The sequence below is a fragment of the Aeromonas sp. TS_SC_11 genome (assembly GCF_057318915.1).
Window position 1 is genome coordinate 3,854,224 of the sequence record NZ_CM170470.1, and the last position, 22,790, is coordinate 3,877,013.

Consider the following 22,790-nt stretch of genomic DNA (forward strand, 5'->3'; position numbering starts at 1 on the left):
GCTTACCTCAGGCGCTCAGGGTGGCGCCGCCGTCGACGACCAGATCCTGCAGCGTGATATGGCTGGCCAAGTCCGAGGCCAGGAAGAGCACTGTATTGGCGATCTCCGCCGGGGTGGCGATTTTGCGCAGGGGAATACCGAGCTTGAACTGATCCGGCAGCCCGGCAATGGTGCGGGCCATGGCCCCCTCGTCCGGCAGCATGCCGCGCAACATGGGGGTATCCGTCGAGCCCGGCGACACCAGGTTGACCCGCACGCCGAAGGGGGCCAACTCCAGCCCCACCGTCTGGGTCAGGCTGGTGACCGCCGCCTTGGACGCGCAGTAGGCCGCCATCTGCATGCGCGGCACATGGGCGGCGTTGGATCCTATGGTGACGATGGCACCGCGCCGCTGCGCCTTGAAGTGGGGCACCAGGGCCCGCAGCAGATAGAAGACGCCGGTGGCGTTGACCGTCATGCAGTCGTGCCAATCCTGGTCGCTCAAGTTTTCGGTGGGCCCAAGGCGCAAGACCCCGGCCCCGTTGACCAGCACATCCAGCCCGCCGTCCGCCAGCAGCGCTGTGCAGCAGGCGTTCACCGCTGCGGCATCGCCGATGTCGATCAGCCGGGTGGCATAGGGGTAGCCGACCTCGGGAAACGCCAGATCCAACCCCACCACGGCGGCGCCGGCGGCCACGAACTGCTCTGCCACCTCGCGCCCTATGCCACGGCCGGCACCTGCCACCCAGACCCGCTTGCCACTGAAATCAAAGGCCATTGCTTGTTGCTCCTTGCTCATCACCACACCATCTCCACGCTCTCTTCATCCTCGATCAGCTTGCCATCTAGGAAGCGGCAGAAGTCGTCCAGACGGGGGTGGTCAAACACATCGGAGACCTTGACCTGCACCCCGAACTCGGCACCGAGCCGGTTCACTATCTGTATGGTCTGCAGGGACTGCCCCCCCAGCTCGAAGAAGTTGTCCGCCGGCGCCATGGTGGCCAGCCCCAGGATCTGCTGCCAGATGGCGCCGACCCGGTTCTCCGTCTCGCTGCCGAGGGTCAGTGCCTCGCCCCCCGCCTGGTACTGGGCCAGCAGGGCCTTGCGATCCAGCTTGTTGGAGCCGGTGCGGGGCAGCTGGTCATAGTGGCGATAGTCGGTGGGGATCATGGCGGCGGGCAGCACCTTGGCGAGCTGCGCCTTGATGACCCGGCTGTCGCGCTCGGAGCCGGCCACGAAGGCCACCAGCCGGCGCACGCTGCCGATGCTCACTCCCTGCACGCATGCCTCGTCCACCCCGGGCAGAGCCAGCAGCTGGGCCTCTACCTCACCGGGCTGGATGCGATAGCCGCTTATTTTGAATTCGTTGTCGCGCCGGCCAAGGTAGACCAGTCGGCCGGCCGCCAGCCGCACCCGATCGCCTGTACGATAGACGGACAGCGCCTGGGCGCCGACCCGAAGGGTGTCAAAACCGCCCTGCGCACTCTGCACATTCGCGCTCTGCACGCCACCCACATAGCCGTTGGCAAGCTGTGGGCCGAGCAGCACCAGCTCCCCCTCGCTGGCAGGCTGTTCCCCTGCCCCCAGAATGAGCGCCTGCATGCCGGGCAGCGGCAGACCGATGGGCAGCTGGGCCTGGTTCGGGTCTTCCTGCTGCAGCTCCTGGGTAGTGACCACCACAGTGGTCTCGGTGGGGCCATAGGTGTTGAACAAGCGCACATCTGAGCGACCCTGCCGTTGCCACTGGGCCAGTTGCTCGGGGTAGACAGCCTCGCCGCCTATGATGACGGTGGCAAGGGAGGCCGGAATGTGGGCCTGGCCCGCCGTCAGCGCCACCACCCACTCGTTCCAGAAGGCGGTGGGCAGATCGAGGTGGGTGATTTCCATCTGCTCCACCCCGGCCGCAAAGGCGGCCATGGATTCGAGCAGGGCGTCGGTGCGCAGCACCAGGGTGGCACCGGCGCTCAGGGTGGCGAACACCTCCTCTATGCTGGCGTCGAAATTGAAGGGGGCAAATTGCAGCATCCGCGCGCCCTCGTTCAGGTAATAGCGGCAGCGGGCGGCAGCGGCGAAGTGATCCAGCGCCCCATGACTGACCGCCACCCCCTTGGGCAGGCCGGTCGAGCCCGAGGTGAACATCAGGTAGGCGACGGCGCGGCCGGCGGCTGGCTGGTTGAGCCGATCGCCGCTCACCAGATCCCCCGCCAGGAGAGTGCGGCCCTCAAACAGGCTGGCCAGCTTGTGACGGTACTCGGCCTGGGTGATCAGGGTCTTGACCTCCCCAAGGCGCAGTATATGGCCCTGGCGCTCCAGCGGCTGCTCGGGGTCGAGGGGCACGTAGACGGCGCCCGCCAGCAGCACCGCCAGCTGGGCGAAGATGGCCTGGGGAGAGCGGGCCAGCATGACGCCGACCCTGTCCCCGGGTTGCACGCCGGACGCCTGCAGGGCGGCCGCCATCTGCTCGCAGCGGGCCAGCAGCGCCTCGTAGCTGACGCTCGCCTCCCCCTGCATCAGGGCAATCTTGTTCGGGGTCTGGGCGGCGAAGTGGCAGAGCGCGTCCAGCACCGGGCGCACCTTGATCACTTCGTGAGCCGGAGCCGTGATCATGGCTCCCTGCCGCTGCCCGGCCAGCCAGTCGGCCTTGAGGCTGCCCAGGGTCTGGGCGGGCTCGGCGAGCCAGCGGCCCAGCAGGGCGAACAGGGTATCGGCAATGGTCGCCAGCTCGGCCTGCTGGTAGCAGCCGGGGTTGGCGTCCAGATCCAGTCTGGGCTGACCATCGGCCCCCACCTGCACCTCTATGGTGAGATCCTCTACCGGCCCGGCGCTGATGTTGAGGATATGGGCACTGAGCGGCCCGAAACGGCGGGCGTGATCGAACGGCATGATGTTGACCAGGGGACCGAACAATCGCTTGTCGCCCCCCACCAGGCCAAGGTCGCGGCGCAGCAGCTCGTAGCGGTAGTGCTGGTGCTTGCGCACGCCGCGCTTGGCCTTGGCAACGGCGCCGGCCGCCCCCGCCAGATCCAGTTCTTCACCGAGCGCCAGCGCCAACGGGGTGATGTTCATCTGCATGCAGGGCACTGTCAGAGAGGCCGACCCGATGCGGTTCATCATCATCAGGCCAAGCAAAGTCTGTTGCTGGCCACTGGCAAGGGAGAGCTGGGCCGATAGGCCGGCCAGCAACAGGTCAGGCCAACCCAGCTTGTGCTCGTCAGCAAAGCCGGTCAGCGCCTGCCACAGCGCCGCCGGCAGGGGGCGACTCTCACGGATAAATTCGGCGGCGATGGGCGCGCGGGTGTCACCAAAGGATTTCACCTCGGGCCAGGCTTGCAGTTGCTCCTGCCAGAAGCTGCGGGCGGCAGCGTTCTTGCCGCTCTCCTCGCGGGCCAGCTCTTCGGCCAGCACCTCATCCAGCAGGCCAAACGGCGATGGCGACGGCACAGCCCCTGCCAGCCCTTCGCCATAGAGTTCGGCGATACGCTGGAACAGCAAGGTGGTGCCAAAGCCGTCGAGGGCTATGTGGTGCACGCAGCTGTAGAGGTAATCCCGACCGGGGCCACGCAGCAGGGCGAAGCGACAGGGAGCCTCTTCGGTTAGTTTGAACGGGCGGCGCAGATCGGCCCATGCCCAGGCGCGGGCAGCTGCCTCGTCGTCACTCGCAAGGTTTACCTCGCCATAGGCGAGTGGCGCCTCGTCCGAGACGAAGCAGACCGCTTCCTCATCGTCTTCGAAGTGGCCCTTGAGCGCCTCGCACTCACCCACAGCCCGGGTGAGCGCAGCCACCAGCACGGCCACGTCGACCTTGCCATCAAAGGCGATGCACTCGGCGGTGTTGAACATGGCCTTGTCGTCGTTGAGCAAGTGACCGGACCAGAGCCCCTGCTGGGGTATGGTCAGAGGGAAGCGGCTCATGGGGTCACCTCCAGCGCCTGTGCTGCCAGCTTGGCCTCGATCAAACGCCACCAGCCATTGAGGGTCGGCAGCTTGGCCAAGTCCACGAAGCCCAGCTCCACCCCTGCGGCACGCCACTCTGTGAGCAGAGACATGATGCGCACCGAATCCAGGCCGTAGTCGATGAGGTTCTCGTCCGGGTCAAACTCCCCTTCGTCTTCATCGATATGGCTCAGCAGCCGCGCCTTGAGTCCCTCATACGTCAGCAACGGATGGGTCTGGACGGAAGCTGGTGCAAGCGCCAGCACCTCCTCGCAGGGGATCACCTTGCCGCAGCGGGTCGCCACATAGTCGAGCGCCATCTGGTGATCGGCCAGGGAGAAGTCCGCTATCCCGTCTGCCAGGAAGAAGGGCTGGATGTCGCGCATGAAGGCGTCACAGGCGGTCATCATGCAGCCAATATGGCCGTAGATGCCGCCTATGATGAGCTGATCCCGCCCCAGGTCTTTGAGCATCTGTTCGAGTTCGGATCGCTGGAAGGCGCTGTAGCGCCACTTGACCAGCACTGTGTCGTCACGCTCCGGGCGCAGCCCTGCCACCACCTGTTGCAGCTCGGGGCTCTTGTTCAGACCCGGCCCCCACATGTCGTTGAGCAGGGCGCGATCTTCGGGGGATTGATCCTTGGGCTGGGCCGTGTAGAAGACCGGGATGCCGAGGGCCTTGCACTGCTTGCGCACCGCAGCGAGTCGCTCGGTGAGGGCCAGGATCAGCGGGCTGTTCTCACCATAAAACGCGGTGAAGTACTCCTGCATATCGTGGATCAGCAGGGCGGCGCGCTTGGGGTTCAGGGTCCAGTTGACCTTGTTGGCCTTCCACTGGCTGGGCATGGCGTAATTGTTCAGGGTTGGGATAGCCATAACGTCATGATTCCTTTTTAGTTTTAAGCTGTTGTCAGGGGCTGGCCGGCGGCGATGATCTCGGCGATTTGCGCGCGCAGCCCCTGCTTGTCAATCTTGCCCACCGCCGTCATGGGCAGGGCATCCAGAGTTTCGAAACGGTCGGGCAGCTTGAAATCCGCCACGCCGCGCTCACGCAGAAACTTGCGCAAGGCCAGCGGCTTCAAGGTGGGATCCGTGCTGACGATGAAGGCGCAGCTCTTCTCCCCCATGGCGCTGTCGGGCATGGAGACCAGGGCCGCCTGGGTAATGGCCGGGTGGTGCAGCAGCTGGTTTTCCACCTCTTCCGCCGCGATTTTCTCGCCGCCCCGGTTGATCTGATCCTTTAGCCGCCCCACCACAGTGAGGTAGCCATCGGCATCCTGCACCACCAGATCGCCGGAGCAGTAGAAGCCATCGGCATCGAACACACGGGCGTTGTGGGCCTGGCTCTGGTAGTAACCACGGAAGGTGTAGGGGCCACGGGTGTGCAGGGCGCCGGGCTGGCCCGGGGCGACCGGGTTGCCCGCCTCGTCCAGAATGCGCACCTCTTCATCCGGGCTCATGGGGCGGCCCTGGGTGTGAATGATCTTCTCGTCGGGGTCAGAGAGCCGGGTGTAGTTGACCAATCCCTCCGCCATACCGAACACCTGTTGCAGCCGGCAGCCGAGCAGCGGGGTGATCTTTCTGGCCACCGCCTCGGCCAGCTTGGCGCCGCCTACTTGCAGCAAGTCGAGGCTCGCGAGCTGACTGCGCACTGACGGGTCAGATTCGGCCGCCTGCAACCAGAGAGAGACGGCCGGTGGCACCAGGGAGGTCAAGTTGACCTGGTGGCGGGCCACCAGCGGAAAACAGCTCATGGGGCCGGGATCCGGCGCCAGCACCACGGCGCCGCCAGCCTCGAACACACCGAGCGCCCCAGGGGAGCTCAAGGGGAAGTTGTGGGGGGCCGGCAGGGCACAGAGATAACGGGTATGGGGGCCGAGTCCACAGATTTCATTGCTGCGGCGCACGCTGTAGTAGTAGTCGTCATGGGTGCGCGGGATGAGCTTGGGGGTGCCGGTACTGCCGCCGGAGAGCTGGAAGAAGGCCACCTCGTCCGCCGGACTCGGGCCATAGGCGGGGACGGCCAATCCCTCGGTCTTGGCCAGCTCACTCAGCCAATGAGCCAACCCCAGTTCCCCGCTCTCGCCATCGAGCAACACCAGCTCGGCGCCTATGCCTCGCAGCAGGTCACTGTGGCGATCCCCGTTGGCAAACAGCGGATGGGCAAGCGAGCCGATAAAGAGGTGGGGCCTGATCTGCTCGGCGTAAGAGGCCAGCTCCAGCCGGTTGTGGCTAAAGAGTGCGTTGACCGGAGCAATGCCGGCCTTGAGCAGGGCGAAGAACACCAGATAGAACTCGGCCACATTGGGCAGCTGCACCAGAGCCGTGTCCCCCACGCCCAGGCCGTGAAGGGCCAGGCGCCCGGCCAGCCGGCTCGAGGCGGCGTCCAGCTCGCGATAACTGAAACTGCGTTCGCCGCAGAGGATGGCGGTGGCATCCGGCGCCACTTTGCACTGGCGATGCAACATGGCGGTCAGCGGCTCGCCACGCCAATAGCCCTTGGCGCGATACTGCTCCGCCAACTCTTCGGGCCAGCGGGTATAGGGCAGGAAGCGGTTGGCCTGAGTCATTGCGCCACCTCCGGACTCAGGCCCAGGGCTTTGAGCATGGTACCCAGTTTGGTACCGGTCTCGGCCCACTCCATGGCGGGATCCGAGCCTGCCACTATGCCGGCGCCAGCAAACAGCTCCACCTGATGGCCATCGAGCACGCCACAGCGGATCACCACGGCCCACTCCCCATTACCCTGGCTGTCGCACCAGCCGACGATGCCGCTGAACAGGGCACGCCTGAAGGGTTCCTGCTCGCGGATAAACTGGCGCGCCAGCTCTGTGGGATAACCGCACAGGGCCGGGGTCGGATGCAGCTGGCAAGCCAGGGAGAGCACAGAAGCCTGCCCCGCATGCAGCTGACCGGCGATGGGCGTGCCCAGATGCCAGAGGGTATCCGTGCTCATCAGGGTAGGATTGGCGGGAATGGCCAGCTCGTGACAGTGGGGGGTCAGCACCCGGCGGATCTCGTCGATCACCAGGCGATGTTCATGCTGATCCTTGTGGGAGGCCAGCAGATCCCGGGCCACCCGTTTGTCCTGTTCTGGCTCGTTACCACGCTTGGCAGAGCCCGCCAGCGGGTGAGTGAAAACCTCTCCCCCGCTGACCCGCAGCAGCAGCTCGGGGCTTGCCCCAAGCAGACGGCGATCTTGCCCGAGCGGCAGGGAGAAGTGGAAGGCATGGGGGTTCTGGCTCATCAGGCGGGCCAGCACCTGCTCGGGATCGGCTGGCTTGTGCAGCGTAAGGACCAGCTTGCGCGACAGCACCACCTTGGAGAGACGACCTTGTGCAAACGCATCCAGTGCCGAGCTGACCGAGGCTTTGAACTCGGCCGCCGCCGGTGTGCTCTGTACCGAAATGACCTGGTTGCTCGCAGGTGCGCTGGCCAGGGCGGCTTTGGCTGCAAATGTCATCGGCTCGGAGGCCATGCGCACGCCCCGTTCATAGCGACCAGGCACATAGAGGCAGGAGGCTTCGGCCGGATCGAAGGCGAAGGCACCGATCAGCAGCGGATTGGCTTGCCCTGCGGCCTCGGCCGCCGCCAGCGCCCGGGCTATCTGTCGCTCCAGCAAGGGCCATTCACAGGCGGGCGTGGTGATAGGCTGGCCCAGGTCGTAGGCACTGATAGTGCCCTGACCTGAGGTAAACAAGAAATCGGGCGGGGACGCAGCCTGGGCAGGCGCGCTATTTTCCATCACAAGAGTATCCACGTTACACCCTCAAACATGATTCAAAATGATAATGATTATCAATTTGTATTTGTGCGGCGGTAAAATACTCGCTTTGAAATCACCCGGTCAATGGGATTTTTATATCGTTAAAACGGGAACTTATCTGTGGATATTGGGTGGGCCGCGCCAGCCGCGGGCTGCCTTGTGATTACACCCGCAGTTACTCGTATGAACACACAGATCACACCCCATATGAGGCTGCGACAAAAACGGGGGCTAGGTGCTCATGCTGGCAGCCAGGGGCGTTTCCCCCTAAGATGGCGCCATCTTTTTGGTCACTTCTCTCAACTCACGGAACTGTCGATGTTAAAGCACCTGCTTCTGCTCCCCCTCAGCCTGCTTCTGGCAGCCTGTTCGCTCACCCAGTACAACGTCAGCGAAAGCGAAATCAACCAATACCTCAAAGAGAGGGTCGCCTTCGAGAAACAGCTGGGGATCCCCGGCATCATGTCGAGCAAGGTTCGTCTCGACGAGATGCAGAGCCGCATCGGCCGCAGCCGCGCCGATCGGGTAGAGCTGGATGCTGCCGGTGATCTGCAGGTCAGCAGCCCTCTTGGCAGCCAGCAGATGAAGATCCGCTTCTCCCTCAGCGCCCGCCCCGACTATGTGGCCGAACAGGGTGCCATCTATCTGCGCGATCTGGAGCTCGTCTCGGTCAAGACGGAGCCAGCCGACGTGGGCGCCGCCCTCACTCCCCTGCTCTCCACCTTCAACCAGTCCCTCTCGCTGTTCTTCTCCCAGACCCCCGTCTACCGTCTGGATGGCAGTCGCAAAAACGAAGCCAGGATCAAAGACAAGATAGAGGCTCTCAAGGTAGAACCGGGTCGACTGGTCATCCCCTTCAAGCTGCTGTGACCCTCTGGCCGCGCCCCTCTTCTCTTCAACCCCCGGGGCGCGGTTTTTTCTTCTCAAGCTCCCCCCTTTGTCTCATAATGCACACCATTCTCATTTAGATTCATGAGAAGCGTCATAATAAAATCAAACATATGGTGAGAAGGGACATGAGAAAAACCGTACTGGTACAGGCGATCGCCTGCGCACTGCTCAGTGGCGCCGCACAGGCTGCCGTCAAGGTGGAAGACAAGACGTTCAACACCGCCGCCAACATGCTGGCCTATACCGAATTTGAACTCTCCGGCGAGCCGCTGGCCGAAGCGCTGGGACTGGATCTGGATGTGCTGGATGCCAACCGCGCCGATGAGCCGACCCCGTTCGACTTCGCCGCCGGCATCGAATCCTATGAATATTCCGAAGAGGCTATGTACGCGCTGAACTATCAGTCCGGCATGGGCCCCCATCTGGTGAACGGTCCGCAAAACCTGGCCCGCGGCGGCACCCTGGCCGACCTCGGCAAGCGGGTGCTGGCCATGGCCGAGGCTGTCGGCTTCCCGGCCGATGAAGTGCCACAGGGCATGTATCCCCTCTCCCTGCCCTATGCTTCCGCCAATCCGGAGTTTGCCCAGGCGGTAAACACCACCCCGGTCAATGGCGATCAGATCACCATCAAGACCGCCAAGGGCACAGAGAAAACCGTCAAGACCCAGGTACCGGCCTATTTTCGTGACTACGCCACCCTGCGCTGGAGCGGTGCCGACAACCTGCTGAACCCGGCAGCCGTGGGCGGCATACTGCTCAAGGAAGTAATGTGGTCCCAGGATTTCCTTGGCGGCATGCACGTGGCCGAGAGCGATGAAGAGGTGGAAGCCGCGTCCGCCACTATGGATCAGGACGGCAAGCACAAGCTCGGCGTCTCTGCCGCCGACGGCTTCAACGGCATGATGCTGACCGAGCAGTCCATCGACAAGCTGGCCATCATGCAGGGCCAGCTCGGCTTCGATGGCAAGCAGCTGGGTGCCAACATCACACCGCAATACGATCCGTCCAAGGGTATCGTCTACTTCCCCCATCAGGTGAAAGTGACCGAAACCAGCAAGAATGACGTAGGTGCCATCGGCAAGCTGGAGGTGGTGGATGACTCAGCCCAGCTGCGCGATGCCTGGATGATGCTGTGGCCGCTCTCCGAGTTCTACGCCTTCAGCGATCAACGCACGGCCAACACCAACCAGAACCCGGCCTTCCACGCCGTGTTTGACGGTGCCCCGTTCGCCGCTGCGCCTGCTGCCAACAAGGGCAGCGATGCCGCCAAGCTGGTGGCAGGGGAAGATGCATTCTCCCTGGCGCTGAATCTCTCCGGCATGGTGTTCAAGAACCTCAACGCCCTGCACTTCGAGCCCAAGGCCGGTACCCTGGTCGACAGCTGGCAGGCCGGCAAACAGGGCAAGCACGTCACCACTTTCGACGCCGCTTACGCCCTGGTCGCCTTGCAGATTTTCCAGCGGGCACAGGATGCTCTGCCGGTCGGTTATGCCGCTGGTGACAACGGCGAGCTGGATCTGAAAACCGCGCAAGGCCAGCAGGCGCTGGTGCTCATTCGCCAACAGGCTGATTTCATTCTCGGCCAGTTGATGGGCAAGAACGGCCTGGTGTATGACGGCCTGACCCTGGGTGGCAAGCCGGATGCGGGTCAATCCGTGGATGCGCAATTTGCCGCCGTGCGGGGTCTGACGGCCGCCTTCCTGGCCACCTCGGATGCCAAGTACCGCACTGCCGCGCGCGAGCTGTTCATCGCCACCGACAAGGCGTACTTCAATGCCAAGGCAGGCACCTGGCTTGCGGGCAAGCAGGGTGAATACACTCCCTGGACCCAGGCCGCCATCTCTGGTGCCCTGCGTGCTGCCATGCTGAATCTGCGCAACGAAGGCACGGAGAAGGCCCCCGAGCTGGAGCTGGCACAGCTGACCCAACGCTATGTGGGCTGGTTCCGTGGCACAGTCAACGGCGGCATGCAGATGGCCGAGTGGATCGGCGACTCCGGTGAAAACGTCATCGAAGGGGCCGGTGGCGACACCGACGAAGACGGTGTGCCGCAAGTCACCGCCGCCGGTGGCAAGCACGGCACCGCCATGGTGATGGCCGCCAAGGCCATTGTCAGCGAAAAATAAGTCCGCGAGTAAATCCAGCGATCACACCATAAAGAAAGGGAGCCGATTCGGCTCCCTTTGCATTACAACGTCTGACACAGTTTCAAACTTCTCTCTCACGCCAGCTTGGCCAGCATCTCCTTGGTCACCAGCACGATTCCCTGCTCTGAACGGTAGAAGCGACGCACATCCTCATCGGCGTTCTCACCCACCACCAGTCCATCTGGCAACACGCAGCCTTTATCCACCACCACCCGGCGCAGACGGCAACCGGCACCTATCTCGACACCGGGGAAAATCACCGCCTGATCCAGGGTACAGAAGGAGTGCACCCGCACATTGGTAAAGAGCACAGAGTTGAGTACGAAAGAGCCGCTGACAATCGATCCCCCCGCGAACATGGAGTTGATGGTCATGCCATGCTGGCCGTTTCTGTCCTGCACGAATTTGGCGGGGGGAGACATGTTCTGGCTGGTCCAGATGGGCCAGCTCTCGTCATAAATGTCGAGCTCGGGCACCACGGAGGCGAGATCCATGTTCGCCTCCCAGAACGAATCCAGGGTCCCCACGTCACGCCAGTAGGGTTCCTGCCCTTCCTTGGCACCGACACAGGACATGGTGAAGGGGTGAGCAAACGCCTTGCCCTCGTCCACGATGCGCGGGATCAGGTCCATGCCGAAGTCATGCTTAGACTCCAGATTGTTGATGTCCTCTTCAAGCAGCTGATAGAGGTACTCCGCCTCGAAGATATAGATGCCCATGGAGGCCAGGGAGCGATCTTCGCAGCCGGGCATGGCCGGTGGATTGGCCGGTTTCTCCACGAAGGCGCGGATCTTGCGCTGCTCGTCTATGTCCATGACACCGAAGGCAGACGCCTCGGCGCGCGGCACCTCGATACAGGCCACTGTCACCTTGGCACCGAGGCGCACATGATCGAGCAGCATGGCGGCGTAATCCATCTTGTAGATGTGATCCCCCGCCAGCACCACTATGTATTTGGGACCGTAGTCGCGAATGATATCGACGTTCTGATAGATGGCATCGGCGGTGCCGCGATACCAATGCACCTCGTCCACCCGCTGCTGGGCGGGCAACAGGTCGATGAATTCGTTCATCTGGTAGCGCAGGAAGGACCAGCCCGATTGCAGGTGGCGCAGCAGGCTGTGGGACTTGTACTGGGTCACCACACCCACCCGGCGAATGCCGGAGTTGATGCAGTTGGAGAGCACGAAATCGATGATCCGGAACTTGCCGCCGAAATGGACGGCAGGCTTGGCGCGGTTGTCAGTCAACTGCTTCAAGCGACTGCCGCGTCCCCCCGCGAGCACCAAGGCCATACTCTGATTCAATAGTTGCCGTGCTTTGGCAGTATTTACGGGTTCTAACAACATAATTACCTCTGCCTTGTTTGATCTATTTTCAACCCATCTTCGCCTTTTTAAGGGCTTATGAAAGTGGTTTCACTCACATTTAGCCGATTTCAATTGGCCCTTTTCCAGGAGTTGAGCGGTATCCCATGCTTTGCGTCGTGAGCTTGGTTAGAATTTCAGCATCACAAACATCATCAAGGATGACAAGATGTTGAACAAGCTCGGGAGTAACCTGTTACTGATCGCAGCCGTCACCTGTGCTCCTCTGCTGCTGTTGCAAGGCATCTGGCTCGCCGCACAGGCAACCCCTCTGACCCTGGCACTCATTCTTGGCACCTCTCTGCTCGGTTTCGGACTGCTGTTCATGCTGGCCTATCGCGCCCGCAATGCCGAACGGGCCCAGCAGGACCGCGTCTGGATCAAAGCCCTGCAACTGCGTGACCCTGCGGTTCTGGAGACGGCAGAGGCCCAGGCTGCACTGCAGCAGTTGCTTTCTCACTTCAATGAAGCCGATCTTGATGCCCATCGCCAGATAGACGAGTTGCACAATCTGGCGACTCAGGATGAGCTGACCCAGCTGCAAAACCGCCACGCATTTCGCCGCGACATGACGGCCCTGCTGCAACGGGATCAGGATACCCAGACCGCCACCCTGGTGCTGATCCGTGCCACCGAGCTTGGCAAACTCAATGCCCAGCGCGGCTTTCAGTCGGGGGATGCCTATATCAAGGACATCGCCAATCTGATCACCCGGGTGGTGAGCCGCTTTCCCGGCCATCAGATTTACCGTATCTCGGGGGCCGACTTCGCCGTGCTGGTGCAGCCGGTGGCCAACATACCGCCCCCTCTGCTCGGGCGAGATCTGAAGATTGCCTTTGACCACTATCAACAGCAGCACGAGCTGGAAAGCGCCGCCTATTCGGGGCTGACGCGCCTGAGCAGCGGGCAGAAGATAGAAGCCATACTGGCGCGAGCCGATCTGGCACTCGCTCGCGCCCAGACGGAGACAGTCAACGGCTGGGCCATCCAGCAGGACGATGATGAGGTAGTCGACTTGCAGGGTCAGCACCACTGGAAACTGGTGCTCAACGAGCTGCTGGATCAGGAACGGATAAGCTTCACCTATCAACCCATTCAATCCATGCACCGCAGCATGCTGGCCTACAACGAGATTTATACCCGCTTCAGCAGTGCTGACGGCACTGTGCTGCCAACGGACACCCTGTTTGCCATGGCCCAACGCCTCGACATGGTGATGAAGCTGGAACAGATGCTGGTGGTTCACATCATGCGCCAGTACCGGGCATTTGGCGCCAACCAGAGCCGCTGGGGCATCAACCTCTCCAGCAACCTGTTGCAGAACAGCACCTTTCTGATCTGGCTGGACAGGCAGTTGCTCAAGGATCCCAACACCAGCGCCAACCTGGTGTTCGAACTGGATGAGGAGCATCTGGAGCGCAACATGACGGGGGCCAAACGGGTGTTCGAGCTGCTCAGGCGCAACGGCAGTCGCTCCGCCATCTGCAACTTCGGCAAGGGAATAGGGTCATTCAACCTGTTTCGTGAGCTCAAACCCGATTACATCAAGCTGGATCCCGCCCTCATCACAGGGCTGGAGCAGGATCTGACCAACCAGCAGTTCGTGCGGATGATCGTCGATGTGTCACACCGCATGGGTTGCCAGGTGATAGCGGAAGGGGTTGAGCAACTGGGGCAGAAGCAATTGCTGCAAGGCATGTATGTGGACGGATTGCAGGGCTATCTGATCGCCAGGCCGCAACCGCTGCGACCGGACATCAGCCAGCTGGGGCTGTTTACTGAGGACGTTTCAACTTCAGCAGAGTCAGAATGATGTCGTTGAGCTGGCGATAGCGCTCCAGCTCTTTCTGATCGTAACGGGTCGCCAGGGTGGTGGGATTGTGGCGATTCTTGAGGTAACGGTTGATCTGCAGGCGATTGAAACCCGCCACCTGATAGATTTGACCAAGCAGCGCATTGAGCTCTTCATGTTCAAAGCCGGCTCTGGCGAGGTAATCGGTCTGGGCCGGGCTCTCCAGCTGGCTGCTCTGCCTGGCGATACGGCCAGTCTCCTGCAAATAAGAGAGCCACTGTTCCACATAGAGGGGCTTGCTGCCGGCCAGCAGATTGAAGAAGCCGACCGCATCACAGCGACAGTCGGTGAGCAGCAGCACCGCCAGTTTATCGTCATCACAGCTGAAGGTGACAGGGCCTGTCTGCCCCCAGTCCAGCGCCTGGACCCGGATCTCGGCACGCTCCCCTGCAACGCCGGTTACGTCAAATACAAACATGGCTCCTCCCGATCGGCAAAAGAGTGATGATGGACCATCCCCCTGACAGGTGCAAAGCCAAATCGCCTTTTAATCCATCATGATGGCGCTGGGCCACAAAAAAACCGACATCCTTGCGGATATCGGTTCTTTGTTGCTGCCGGTGACCTTGTTAGGGGCCATCCGTCAATGCAGAACTGTTCAGGCGTCCAGTTCAACCAGCGCCTTGGCCAGCTCGATGGGCTCGAGCTCCTGGCCTTCCAGATCGGCGTTCCAGTTCGGGCCGATCAGCACATCGTCCTCGTTCAGGTCGTTGATCCAGATGTCGAGGAACTCTTCCAGCTCGATCACTTCCGGCTCGTAGTCAGCCCACTCGTCTACGCAGTGCAGACGGGCATCTACTTCGGCGGACCAGAGCGGCATCACATCGGCATCTTCGAATTCGGCAGAGCGGCAGACAACCCAGTCTTCACCGTAACGCAAGCCCCAGACCTGACCCGACTCGCGGACTTCTTCGATGAACAGTTTGAAATTGGCGTCAAGATTGTCAGTTAGTTTGCTCATGGGGTCTCTCTCTTACAGGCTGTCGGCCAGTGCTGGCCAAGAATGGGGCAGATGGTGTCCCAAAAGCCCCCCAGACTCAAGTCAAATCCCTAAAAAGGCGGGAGCCCCCCTCATTAAGTGCGATATCGCCCCACCAGGGCACTCAGCTCATCGCTGGAGTGAGCCAAGGTACCTGCCGCCTGCCCTGTGCGCTGATTTTCAGCAAGTGCCTTGTTGGCTAGCTGGGTGATGGCGGAGAGGCGCTGCGTGATCTCGTCCGTCGATCGACTCTGCTCGCTGGCGGCCTCGGCTATCTGATTGTTCATGGCCATGATGGTGCCGACCGCCTCATCGATGTCACCGATGGCGCCCTCGGCATCCCCGGCCTTCTCTGCCGTCGAACGCGAGAGTTGTTGCAACTGCCCAATCCCGGTCGCCACCTTGCCAGCCCCCTCTTGCAACCGCTGGATCATCTGCCGGATTTCGTCGGTCGAGTTATGGGTGCGAGTCGCCAGTGTACGCACCTCATCGGCCACCACCGCAAATCCACGCCCCTGTTCACCGGCCCGCGCCGCTTCAATGGCCGCATTGAGCGCCAGCAGGTTGGTCTGCTCGGCGATCCCCCTGATCACGTCAAGCACTGAGCCTATCTGCTTGGTGTCCTGCTCGAGGCGCGCCACCGCCTGCACCGTCTCCTCCATCTCATCGGCCAGTTGCCCTATGGTGGCAATGGTCTGCGCTACGACCTGGCGGCCATGCTGAGCCAGGTGCTGCGCCGTGTCGGCTGCCGTTGCGGCCTGCTCGGCATTCACGCCGACGGCGCGACTGCTGATGGTCATCTGGGCCATGGCATCGGCGACCCGCTGGGTATCCTGTTCCTGATCCGTGACGATGGTGCTGGTTCTCACCACAACCTGCTCCAGTTGATGAGCCGCCTCCCGGTTCTGATAGGCGATCTGCTGGGTGCGAGCCACCAACTGGGCCATCTGGTTGGCAAAGAGGTTGAAATTGGCCGACAGCAGACTCACCTCGTCTCGTCCGCTCTCTGGCAGACGAAAACGCAGATCCCCCTCGCCCTTTGCAATATTGCCCAGGGCCGAGACGGACTGAGCCAGCGGTGTCACTATGCTGCGCCCAATCAGGGTCACGGCGCCCAGCAACAGCAAGGCCAAGACGGCACCGATCCCCAGCAGGGTGCGCAACACATCCTGATACTGGGCATCGACATCATCCACATAGACACCGGTACCGATGATCCAGTCCCAGGGGGCAAAGTGCTTGACGTAGGAGATCTTGCGAACCGGCTCGTCAACGCCGGGTTTGGGCCAGTAGTAAGCCACCTCACCGCCGGCAGCCTGCTGCCTGACCCGCTCGACAAACGCAACAAACAGCTTGAGCCCCTGCTTGTCTTCCACTCCGGAGAGATCCTTGCCATCGAGTTCGGGTTTCATGGGATGCATCACCATGGTGGGGTGACTGTCATTGACCCAGAAATAGTCGTCCTGGCCGTACCGCAATCCCCGCAGGGCCGCCAGGGCCTGGGTCCTGGCACTAGCGTCGTCCAGATCACCCTGTTTTGCCCTCGCCTCGAAACCGGCGACCAGACTGTAGGCGGTCTCCACCTGGGCGCGGGTCTGATTGCTCTTCTCCGCCATCAATCCCTGATGATAAACCCGCAGGCAGGTAACGAGGAGCGCAGCCACTATGACCAGCACCATCAACGCCACCAGCAATAACCGGTGGCCAATACTCCATTGCCTCAACATAGCGTGAACCCGACCTTGGTACAGTTTGTTAACAAGGTATGTCGCCAGCTTGATAAATGTCCATGACCATAGCCAAATGAGCGTCAGAAACATGATCCAGCCCCAAAACAGAAAGGCGCCCTGTTGGGCGCCTTTCTCGATACGGGAAAACGGGGGGGATCAACGCTCCCAGTAAACCTCTTCCAGACTGTCTTCCTTCTCGGGCAGACCACGAGAAAGACGGGGGCTGCTCTGGGCCAGCACCTCATAGCTCACCCGGTTGGCGTACTTGCACACCTGGGCCAGGGAGGAGTAGGTCAGGAACTCGGACAGGTGCTTGGCGGAGTTCGGCACATTCATCCGGTGATAGGCGTTGGCCACCATGTCATGCAACACGGCAGACAGGGCACCATCCCCTGCCCCGTTGGTGTTCTTGATCTTCTCCGGGCCCCCCATGTAAGGGGAGATGTGGGAGTAGATGCGCGCCGGATTGCGGCACTTGTCACGGGCCATGGGGCGGCTGAACTCATACATGTTGAACTCGGGGATGACGCCGGGCAACAGAGTATGGGTGGTCTCGCGCTTGTAGTCTTCCTCGGTGTAACTCGCCATGTAGAGGCCGATGGGGCCTGCGGTGCAGAGCACCATGTCGGCCCAGTCCAGCGCCTTGTCGGCGGCACCGAGGGGATCGGCGATACCGGTCAGGGCCTCGGCCTCATCTTCATTCATCGCAAGCACTGTCACGTTCTCGGCGATGAAGTCGCGCCACCACTGGGGATTGCCTTCAATCACGAAGCGGGTGCCCAGGGTCAGCACCACGGGCACACCGGCCTCGCGGGCGTAGCGCACGGCGGCCATGGCGGCCTCCTTCATGGGAGTGCCATCTTCACCGCGCACCAGATAGGCGGTGATCACCAGAGCGGAGGACTCCTTGATGATGGCTTCGGGAATGTGCGCCACATCGAGGTGATCCATCTTGCCGGCATTGATGCCGAAACTGCGCTCTCCCCCCTCGGTAATGAAGGTGAAGCAGCGACCGACCGGGCCGTTGACCGGCTGCAGGTAGTCGAGGTTGACGCGAGAAGAGGTATTGCACAGATAGCGGTAGGCGTAGCTGCCGATGCGGATGTCCTGGCTCATGACCCCGAGCAGGATGGAATGGGAGTCGGCCAGCACTGAGTAGTTGTGCATTGTGTTGCCAATGGTGCCACCGGCAAACTCGCTTACCACCATGTTGTTGGCCTTGAGCTCTTCGTAAACACGCTCGGCCACGTCGTCGCTGATCACCACCGAGTGGCCTTTGCTCAGGCCATAACGGTTCAGGAAGTCTTCATCCACATGGGCTTCGATGTCCACCAGTGTCTGATCGATACCCACTACATAGGCTTTGCCCAGTTCGGTAAGCAGGGGATTTTGCGGGATCAGAGGATCGCGTCTGTCGACCGGGAAGTAGTGTTTGGACTTGCGCTGACCGGGAAATTTCATGGCAATCTTCTGTGCTCTGGGGGAAAGAGGGGCGGGATTTTAACACAATCCGCCGTGCCGAAAAGTCGCCTGATTAAAATATGGGGTCAGTATAGACAAGGGCTGCAGAGGAAAACGTTTACCAGGATTCATCTTAAAAACCACCTCGCGGGGAGGTGGTTTTTCGGGTCGGCCGAGACGAGGCGATCAGCCGAACGAGAGCCCCTGTACCAGTGCCAGCACAGAAAACAGCCCCAGTGCCAGCCAGAACAACAGGGTGCCAAACAGCCGCGGCATGTTGGGGGCCTTGGGGATCTGGATACCGATGGCGTGCAGGATGCGCCCCACCAGCAGGCAAAGACCGCCAACATGGAGCCAGAAAGCCCCCACCCCAGCCAGTTCACACAGGGCCATCAGCAGCAGGGTCAGCGGCACATACTCGGCGAAGTTGCCATGAGCCCGGATCGCGGAGCGCATCTCGGGCGCCTCCCCTTCCCCAATCATCACCTTGAACTGGGCACGGCGCTTGACCACCCAGAAGGAGAGCAACAGAAACAGCAGCCCCAGCAGGCCTGCGTAAATCAACGTGATATGCATCATCATGACACTCCTTATCCTTGGGTTCTGAACGCGGGAAACTTATGCCAGCTGGCGGCACATGAAAGAGACCATCATGCCAGCTCGCGGCAAATAAGGGAGACCATCATGCGAATGTGAGCCTGATCGCTGTTGAGCGCCGGTATGTATTCAAACTGCTCGCCACCTGCTTCCATGAAGATCTCCCAGTTCTGCACTTCGATCTCTTCCAGGGTTTCGAGGCAATCGGCGGCAAAGGCCGGGCAGACCACATCGAGCCGCTTGATGCCCGCTGCCGGCAAACCGGCGATGGTCACATCTGTGTAGGGTTTGAGCCACTCCTCCTTGCCAAAGCGGGACTGGAAACAAGCCGTCCACTGCCCGGCTTCAAGCTCGAGTGCCTCGGCCAGCAAGGCGGCGGTACGACGACACTGGTGACCATAAGGGTCGCCTTCGTTTTCGTAACGCTCGGGAATGCCGTGAAACGACATCAGCAGATGATCGCCCTGCCCTTTCTGCTCCCAATGGCGGCGCACGCTCATGGCCAGCGCCTGAATGTATTCGGGGTGGGCATGGTAATCACGAATGAGCCGCACCACAGGCAGGTTGCGCTCTTTCTTCATCGCCTTGGCCCAAGCATCAAACACAGAGGCTGTGGTGCTGACCGAATATTGCGGATAGAGCGGCAACAGTATCACCCGGTTGACCCCCTTGGCCTTGAGCGCCTGCCAGCCATCGTCCATGGAGGGCGAGCCATAGGTCATGGCCAGTTCCACCGGCACATCAACCCCTTCCCGCTTGAGCTCCTGCTCCAGCGCAGCACGCTGCTGCTTGCTGATCACCATCAAGGGTGAACCCTGCTCTGTCCACACCTGCTGATAAAGCTTGGCGACTCTGGGAGAGCGGGTTGGCAATATGATGAAGTGGAGCAGCGGGCACCAGAGATAGCGAGGCAAGTCGACCACTCGCGGGTCGTGCAGAAACTGGCTGAGAAAGGCCTTGACGGCCGCCGTGGTTGGCGCGGCTGGGGTACCCAGATTGACCAGCAAGATCCCGGTTTTTGTGGTCACGATTGCTTCCTGTCTTTCTGTTGTTCTATCTGAATGCAAGAAAGGGCCCTGCATGGCCCCTTGTCTAATGGCACAGTGCCATTGCTCATTTTCGCAATGTCGGGCTTAGCCCAGGATGCTCGCCAGCTGCTTGCTGACCTGATCCACCGGCTGGGTACCATCAATCTTGACGTAACGGGTGTTGCCCGCCTCCGCCTCTTTACCGTAGAAACCGATGAGCGGCGCAGTCTGCTGATGATACACATCCAGACGCTTGCGCACTGTGGTCTCTTCGTCGTCGGCACGGATCACCAGATCTTCGCCGGTCACGTCATCCTTGCCTTCCACTTTCGGCGGGTTGAACACCACGTGGTAGGTACGGCCGGAGCCGGAGTGAACGCGACGACCGCTCATTCGCTTGACGATCTCTTCGTCCGGCACGTCGAATTCCAGCACGAAATCGACCACGACACCGGCATCCTTCATGGCTTGCGCCTGGGGAATGGTGCGCGGGAAACCGTCCAGCAGGAAGCCGTTGGCGCAATCTGGTTGGGCAATACGCTCTTTGACCAGGCCGATGATGATGTCGTCAGAGACGAGCTGACCTGCGTCCATCACGGCTTTGGCCTTGAGGCCCAGCTCGGTGCCCGCCTTGATCGCCGCACGCAGCATGTCGCCGGTGGAGATCTGCGGAATACCGTGTTTTTCCATGATGAACTGAGCCTGAGTACCTTTGCCGGCACCCGGAGCCCCCAACAGAACAATGCGCATACACGCTCCTATTGATTGGTTATTCAATTCTTGAGAAGGCAAAAAACTACACGGTTTCGCTCATTTTCACAAGCTTGCCCCGTGTGAGTGGCTTATTTTTCACCATGTTCCCGCAGCGGCGATACGACTCAAGCCGCAATGCTGCCCTGAAAAAATGAGTGAAAATGCAGCAGCCCTCAATAACGAAGAGAGGCGCCTGCCGTTTGTCGGACAAGCGCCACATAAAAAAAGCCCACTGCATGCAGTGGGCCGAAACATCATGCCTGGAGTAGCAGACGGTTGATACGGGAGACGAAGCTCGCCGGATCACTCAGACCGCCCTGCTCTGCCAACTGGGCCTGTTCGTGCAGCAGGGTGACCCACTCGCCAAACAGCGCCTCGTCTTCGATGGTGTCGAGTTTCTTTACCAGGGCGTGATCCGGGTTCAGCTCCAGAATGTACTTCTGCTCCGGCACCGGCTGGCCGGCGGCGCGCATCAGCTTGATCATCTGGGTGCTCATGCCGTGGTTGTCGGTGACGATGCAAGACGGCGAATCGGTCAGACGGTGGGTGACACGCACCTCTTTCACCGCTTCACCCAGGCTGGTCTTGACCCGCTCCACCAGACCGGCGTTGGCCTTCTCGGCATCGATCTGCGCCTGCTTGGACGCTTCGTCCTCCAGATCCCCCAGATCCAGCTCGCCACGGGTGACGGAGACCAGCTGCTTGCCATCGAACTCGGTCAGGTGGCTCATCAGCCACTCGTCCACACGCTCCCACATCAGCAGCACTTCGACGCCCTTCTTGCGGAAGATCTCGAGGTGCGGGCTGTTCTTGGCAGCGGCGAAGCTGTCGGCGGTGATGTAGTAAATCTTCTGCTGACCTTCCTTCATGCGGCCAACATAATCCTCGAGAGAGACGGTCTGGGCTTCGCCCTCGCCCGCCGTGCTGGCAAAGCGCAGTAGCTTGGCGATCTCTTCGCGGTTGGCGTAATCCTCGGCCGGGCCTTCTTTCAACACGTTGCCGAATTCGCTCCAGAACTTGGCGTATTTCTCGCTGTCATCCTTGGCCAGTTTGGCCAGCATGGTCAGCACCCGTTTGGAGCAGGCCTTGCGCAGGGAGACGGTCACCTTGTTGTCTTGCAGAATTTCACGGCTGACGTTGAGGGGCAGATCGTTGGAGTCCAGCACCCCTTTGACGAAGCGCAGGTAGGTCGGCATGAACTGCTCGGCGTCATCCATGATGAAGACGCGCTGCACGTAGAGCTTCAGGCCGTGCTTCTGCTCGCGGTTGTAGAGGTCGAACGGTGCACGGGCCGGCACATAGAGCAGGCTGGTGTACTCCTGCGCCCCTTCCACCCGGTTGTGACCCCACAAGAGCGGATCTTCGAAATCGTGGGCAACGTGCTTGTAGAACTCCTGATACTCCTCGTCCTTGATCTCTTTCGGGTTGCGGGTCCAGAGTGCGGTAGCGCGGTTGACCTGCTCCCACTCGCCCGGCGTGCCGACGACGGTCTCGCCATCTTCTTCACGATCCGGGGTGCCCTCTTTGAACATCTCCACCGGCACGCTGATGTGGTCGGAATACTTGGCAACCACGGCGCGCAGACGCCAGTCGTCGAGGAACTCTTCCTCTTCGGCACGCAGGTGCAGGATGACGTCAGTACCACGGCCTTCCTTGGTCACATCGGCCACGGTGAAGGAGCCTTCCCCTTCCGATTCCCACTGCACGCCCTGCTCTGGAGCAGTACCGGCGGCGCGGGAGACCACTGTCACCTTGTCGGCGACGATGAAGGCGGAGTAGAAGCCCACACCAAACTGACCGATCAGCTGGGAATCGCGGCCCTGATCACCGGACAAGTTCTTGAAGAACTCGGCGGTGCCGGACTTGGCGATGGTGCCCAGATGCTCGATCACCTGATCACGGGTCATACCGATACCGTTATCAGAGATGGTCAGGGTCCGATTTTCTTTATCAACCACCAGGCGAACGCGCAACTGGCCGTCGTTTTCAAACAAAGAGGCATCGGAAAGCGCCTTGAAGCGCAGCTTGTCCGCCGCATCGGAGGCGTTGGAGATCAGCTCGCGCAGGAACACTTCTTTGTTGGAGTAGAGGCTGTGGGCCATCAGGCTCAGCAGTTGTTTGACTTCAGTCTGAAACCCGTGGGTTTCGGCATGAACGCTTTGGGTCATCGACACTATCCTCAGGCGATTCGGGTTGAACATATTCCTGATACAAGATGGGGCCGTGGATCCCCATTTCAAGGGGGAAAAATATCTTGGCAGTGCGAATGGCGATTTTTACGCCAACGCCCACGATGTGCCGCACAGCC

Annotated in this window: 17 protein-coding genes; 3 read left to right on the top strand and 14 right to left on the bottom strand. The window is 61.1% G+C overall.

Translation table 11 applies throughout. The annotated features are described in order from the left end of the window. Positions 1 to 7 precede the first annotated feature (7 nt). From dhbA to AC1P02_RS17895, 5 genes are read right to left on the bottom strand one after another with little or no spacing between them, the layout of a single operon-like run. Positions 8 to 757, bottom strand: coding sequence for a 2,3-dihydro-2,3-dihydroxybenzoate dehydrogenase (gene dhbA, locus AC1P02_RS17875; protein WP_404297660.1), 750 nt, complete (start codon positions 755 to 757; stop codon positions 8 to 10). Between the two features lie 20 nt (positions 758 to 777). Beyond that, on the bottom strand, positions 778 to 3,891 hold the full coding sequence (gene amoF, locus AC1P02_RS17880) for an amonabactin biosynthesis non-ribosomal peptide synthetase AmoF (protein WP_485182798.1): 3,114 nt from the start codon (positions 3,889 to 3,891) through the stop codon (positions 778 to 780). Then, the gene (locus AC1P02_RS17885) at positions 3,888 to 4,787 is read right to left on the bottom strand and encodes an isochorismatase family protein (protein WP_485182799.1); all 900 of its coding nucleotides are present in this window, start codon (positions 4,785 to 4,787) and stop codon (positions 3,888 to 3,890) included. Before AC1P02_RS17885 ends, amoF begins: the two co-directional genes overlap by 4 nt. Before the next feature lie 23 nt (positions 4,788 to 4,810). After that, positions 4,811 to 6,481, bottom strand: a complete 1,671-nt coding sequence (locus AC1P02_RS17890) for a (2,3-dihydroxybenzoyl)adenylate synthase (protein ID WP_485182800.1) — start codon at positions 6,479 to 6,481, stop codon at positions 4,811 to 4,813. After that, positions 6,478 to 7,671: an isochorismate synthase gene (locus tag AC1P02_RS17895; protein ID WP_485182801.1), complete on the bottom strand. Its 1,194-nt coding sequence runs from the start codon at positions 7,669 to 7,671 to the stop codon at positions 6,478 to 6,480. Before AC1P02_RS17895 ends, AC1P02_RS17890 begins: the two co-directional genes overlap by 4 nt. Positions 7,672 to 7,995: 324 nt before the next feature. Here AC1P02_RS17895 and AC1P02_RS17900 point away from each other — a divergent pair, with 324 nt between their 5' ends. Both AC1P02_RS17900 and AC1P02_RS17905 read left to right on the top strand, forming a co-directional pair. Then, positions 7,996 to 8,547 carry a lipoprotein gene (locus tag AC1P02_RS17900; protein ID WP_021139163.1) on the top strand — a complete coding sequence of 184 codons (552 nt, stop codon included), beginning with the start codon at positions 7,996 to 7,998 and terminating at the stop codon, positions 8,545 to 8,547. A gap of 146 nt (positions 8,548 to 8,693) precedes the next feature. After that, positions 8,694 to 10,694 carry a hypothetical protein gene (locus AC1P02_RS17905; RefSeq protein ID WP_485182802.1) on the top strand — a complete coding sequence of 667 codons (2,001 nt, stop codon included), beginning with the start codon at positions 8,694 to 8,696 and terminating at the stop codon, positions 10,692 to 10,694. Between the two features lie 95 nt (positions 10,695 to 10,789). On the opposite strand, the gene glgC is transcribed toward AC1P02_RS17905, so the two are convergent. After that, positions 10,790 to 12,064 (bottom strand): glucose-1-phosphate adenylyltransferase, encoded by a 1,275-nt coding sequence (glgC, locus tag AC1P02_RS17910; protein ID WP_021139165.1) that lies wholly within the window; start codon positions 12,062 to 12,064, stop codon positions 10,790 to 10,792. A gap of 187 nt (positions 12,065 to 12,251) precedes the next feature. Here glgC and AC1P02_RS17915 point away from each other — a divergent pair, with 187 nt between their 5' ends. Continuing rightward, positions 12,252 to 13,895 (top strand): EAL domain-containing protein, encoded by a 1,644-nt coding sequence (locus AC1P02_RS17915; RefSeq protein WP_219598894.1) that lies wholly within the window; start codon positions 12,252 to 12,254, stop codon positions 13,893 to 13,895. On the opposite strand, the gene AC1P02_RS17920 is transcribed toward AC1P02_RS17915, so the two are convergent. The 8 genes from AC1P02_RS17920 to htpG form a co-directional block, all read right to left on the bottom strand. After that, complete coding sequence (locus AC1P02_RS17920) at positions 13,858 to 14,352, bottom strand: hypothetical protein (RefSeq protein WP_005315253.1); 495 nt, start codon at positions 14,350 to 14,352, stop codon at positions 13,858 to 13,860. The genes AC1P02_RS17915 and AC1P02_RS17920 overlap by 38 nt on opposite strands. A gap of 180 nt (positions 14,353 to 14,532) precedes the next feature. Next, a complete protein-coding gene (locus AC1P02_RS17925; RefSeq protein WP_005315249.1) occupies positions 14,533 to 14,895 on the bottom strand; it encodes a DUF2750 domain-containing protein in 363 nt (120 codons plus the stop codon). A 113-nt stretch (positions 14,896 to 15,008) separates the two neighbouring features. After that, entirely contained in the window at positions 15,009 to 16,640 is a 1,632-nt protein-coding gene (locus AC1P02_RS17930) for a methyl-accepting chemotaxis protein (protein ID WP_429233750.1), read from the bottom strand. 159 nt (positions 16,641 to 16,799) lie between these two features. Beyond that, complete coding sequence (locus AC1P02_RS17935) at positions 16,800 to 18,104, bottom strand: inosine/guanosine kinase (protein WP_021139168.1); 1,305 nt, start codon at positions 18,102 to 18,104, stop codon at positions 16,800 to 16,802. A gap of 186 nt (positions 18,105 to 18,290) precedes the next feature. Then, positions 18,291 to 18,683: an MAPEG family protein gene (locus tag AC1P02_RS17940; RefSeq protein ID WP_021139169.1), complete on the bottom strand. Its 393-nt coding sequence runs from the start codon at positions 18,681 to 18,683 to the stop codon at positions 18,291 to 18,293. A 71-nt stretch (positions 18,684 to 18,754) separates the two neighbouring features. Continuing rightward, on the bottom strand, positions 18,755 to 19,729 hold the full coding sequence (hemH, locus tag AC1P02_RS17945) for a ferrochelatase (protein WP_485182803.1): 975 nt from the start codon (positions 19,727 to 19,729) through the stop codon (positions 18,755 to 18,757). A 105-nt stretch (positions 19,730 to 19,834) separates the two neighbouring features. Continuing rightward, positions 19,835 to 20,479 carry an adenylate kinase gene (adk, locus tag AC1P02_RS17950; protein ID WP_021139171.1) on the bottom strand — a complete coding sequence of 215 codons (645 nt, stop codon included), beginning with the start codon at positions 20,477 to 20,479 and terminating at the stop codon, positions 19,835 to 19,837. Positions 20,480 to 20,736: 257 nt separating this feature from the next. Further along, positions 20,737 to 22,650: a molecular chaperone HtpG gene (gene htpG / locus AC1P02_RS17955; protein WP_485182804.1), complete on the bottom strand. Its 1,914-nt coding sequence runs from the start codon at positions 22,648 to 22,650 to the stop codon at positions 20,737 to 20,739. Between the last annotated feature and the right edge of the window lie 140 nt (positions 22,651 to 22,790).

Bases quoted from the DNA above. Each gene is read 5' to 3' on its own strand.
- dhbA (WP_404297660.1), bottom strand. From the start codon at position 757: ATGGCCTTTGATTTCAGTGGCAAGCGGGTCTGGGTGGCAGGTGCCGGC.
- amoF (WP_485182798.1), bottom strand. From the start codon at position 3,891: ATGAGCCGCTTCCCTCTGACCATACCCCAGCAGGGGCTCTGGTCCGGT.
- AC1P02_RS17885 (WP_485182799.1), bottom strand. From the start codon at position 4,787: ATGGCTATCCCAACCCTGAACAATTACGCCATGCCCAGCCAGTGGAAG.
- AC1P02_RS17890 (WP_485182800.1), bottom strand. From the start codon at position 6,481: ATGACTCAGGCCAACCGCTTCCTGCCCTATACCCGCTGGCCCGAAGAG.
- AC1P02_RS17900 (WP_021139163.1), top strand. From the start codon at position 7,996: ATGTTAAAGCACCTGCTTCTGCTCCCCCTCAGCCTGCTTCTGGCAGCC.
- AC1P02_RS17905 (WP_485182802.1), top strand. From the start codon at position 8,694: ATGAGAAAAACCGTACTGGTACAGGCGATCGCCTGCGCACTGCTCAGT.
- glgC (WP_021139165.1), bottom strand. From the start codon at position 12,064: ATGTTGTTAGAACCCGTAAATACTGCCAAAGCACGGCAACTATTGAAT.
- AC1P02_RS17915 (WP_219598894.1), top strand. From the start codon at position 12,252: ATGTTGAACAAGCTCGGGAGTAACCTGTTACTGATCGCAGCCGTCACC.
- AC1P02_RS17920 (WP_005315253.1), bottom strand. From the start codon at position 14,352: ATGTTTGTATTTGACGTAACCGGCGTTGCAGGGGAGCGTGCCGAGATC.
- AC1P02_RS17925 (WP_005315249.1), bottom strand. From the start codon at position 14,895: ATGAGCAAACTAACTGACAATCTTGACGCCAATTTCAAACTGTTCATC.
- AC1P02_RS17930 (WP_429233750.1), bottom strand. From the start codon at position 16,640: ATGTTGAGGCAATGGAGTATTGGCCACCGGTTATTGCTGGTGGCGTTG.
- AC1P02_RS17935 (WP_021139168.1), bottom strand. From the start codon at position 18,104: ATGAAATTTCCCGGTCAGCGCAAGTCCAAACACTACTTCCCGGTCGAC.
- AC1P02_RS17940 (WP_021139169.1), bottom strand. From the start codon at position 18,683: ATGATGCATATCACGTTGATTTACGCAGGCCTGCTGGGGCTGCTGTTT.
- adk (WP_021139171.1), bottom strand. From the start codon at position 20,479: ATGCGCATTGTTCTGTTGGGGGCTCCGGGTGCCGGCAAAGGTACTCAG.
- htpG (WP_485182804.1), bottom strand. From the start codon at position 22,650: ATGACCCAAAGCGTTCATGCCGAAACCCACGGGTTTCAGACTGAAGTC.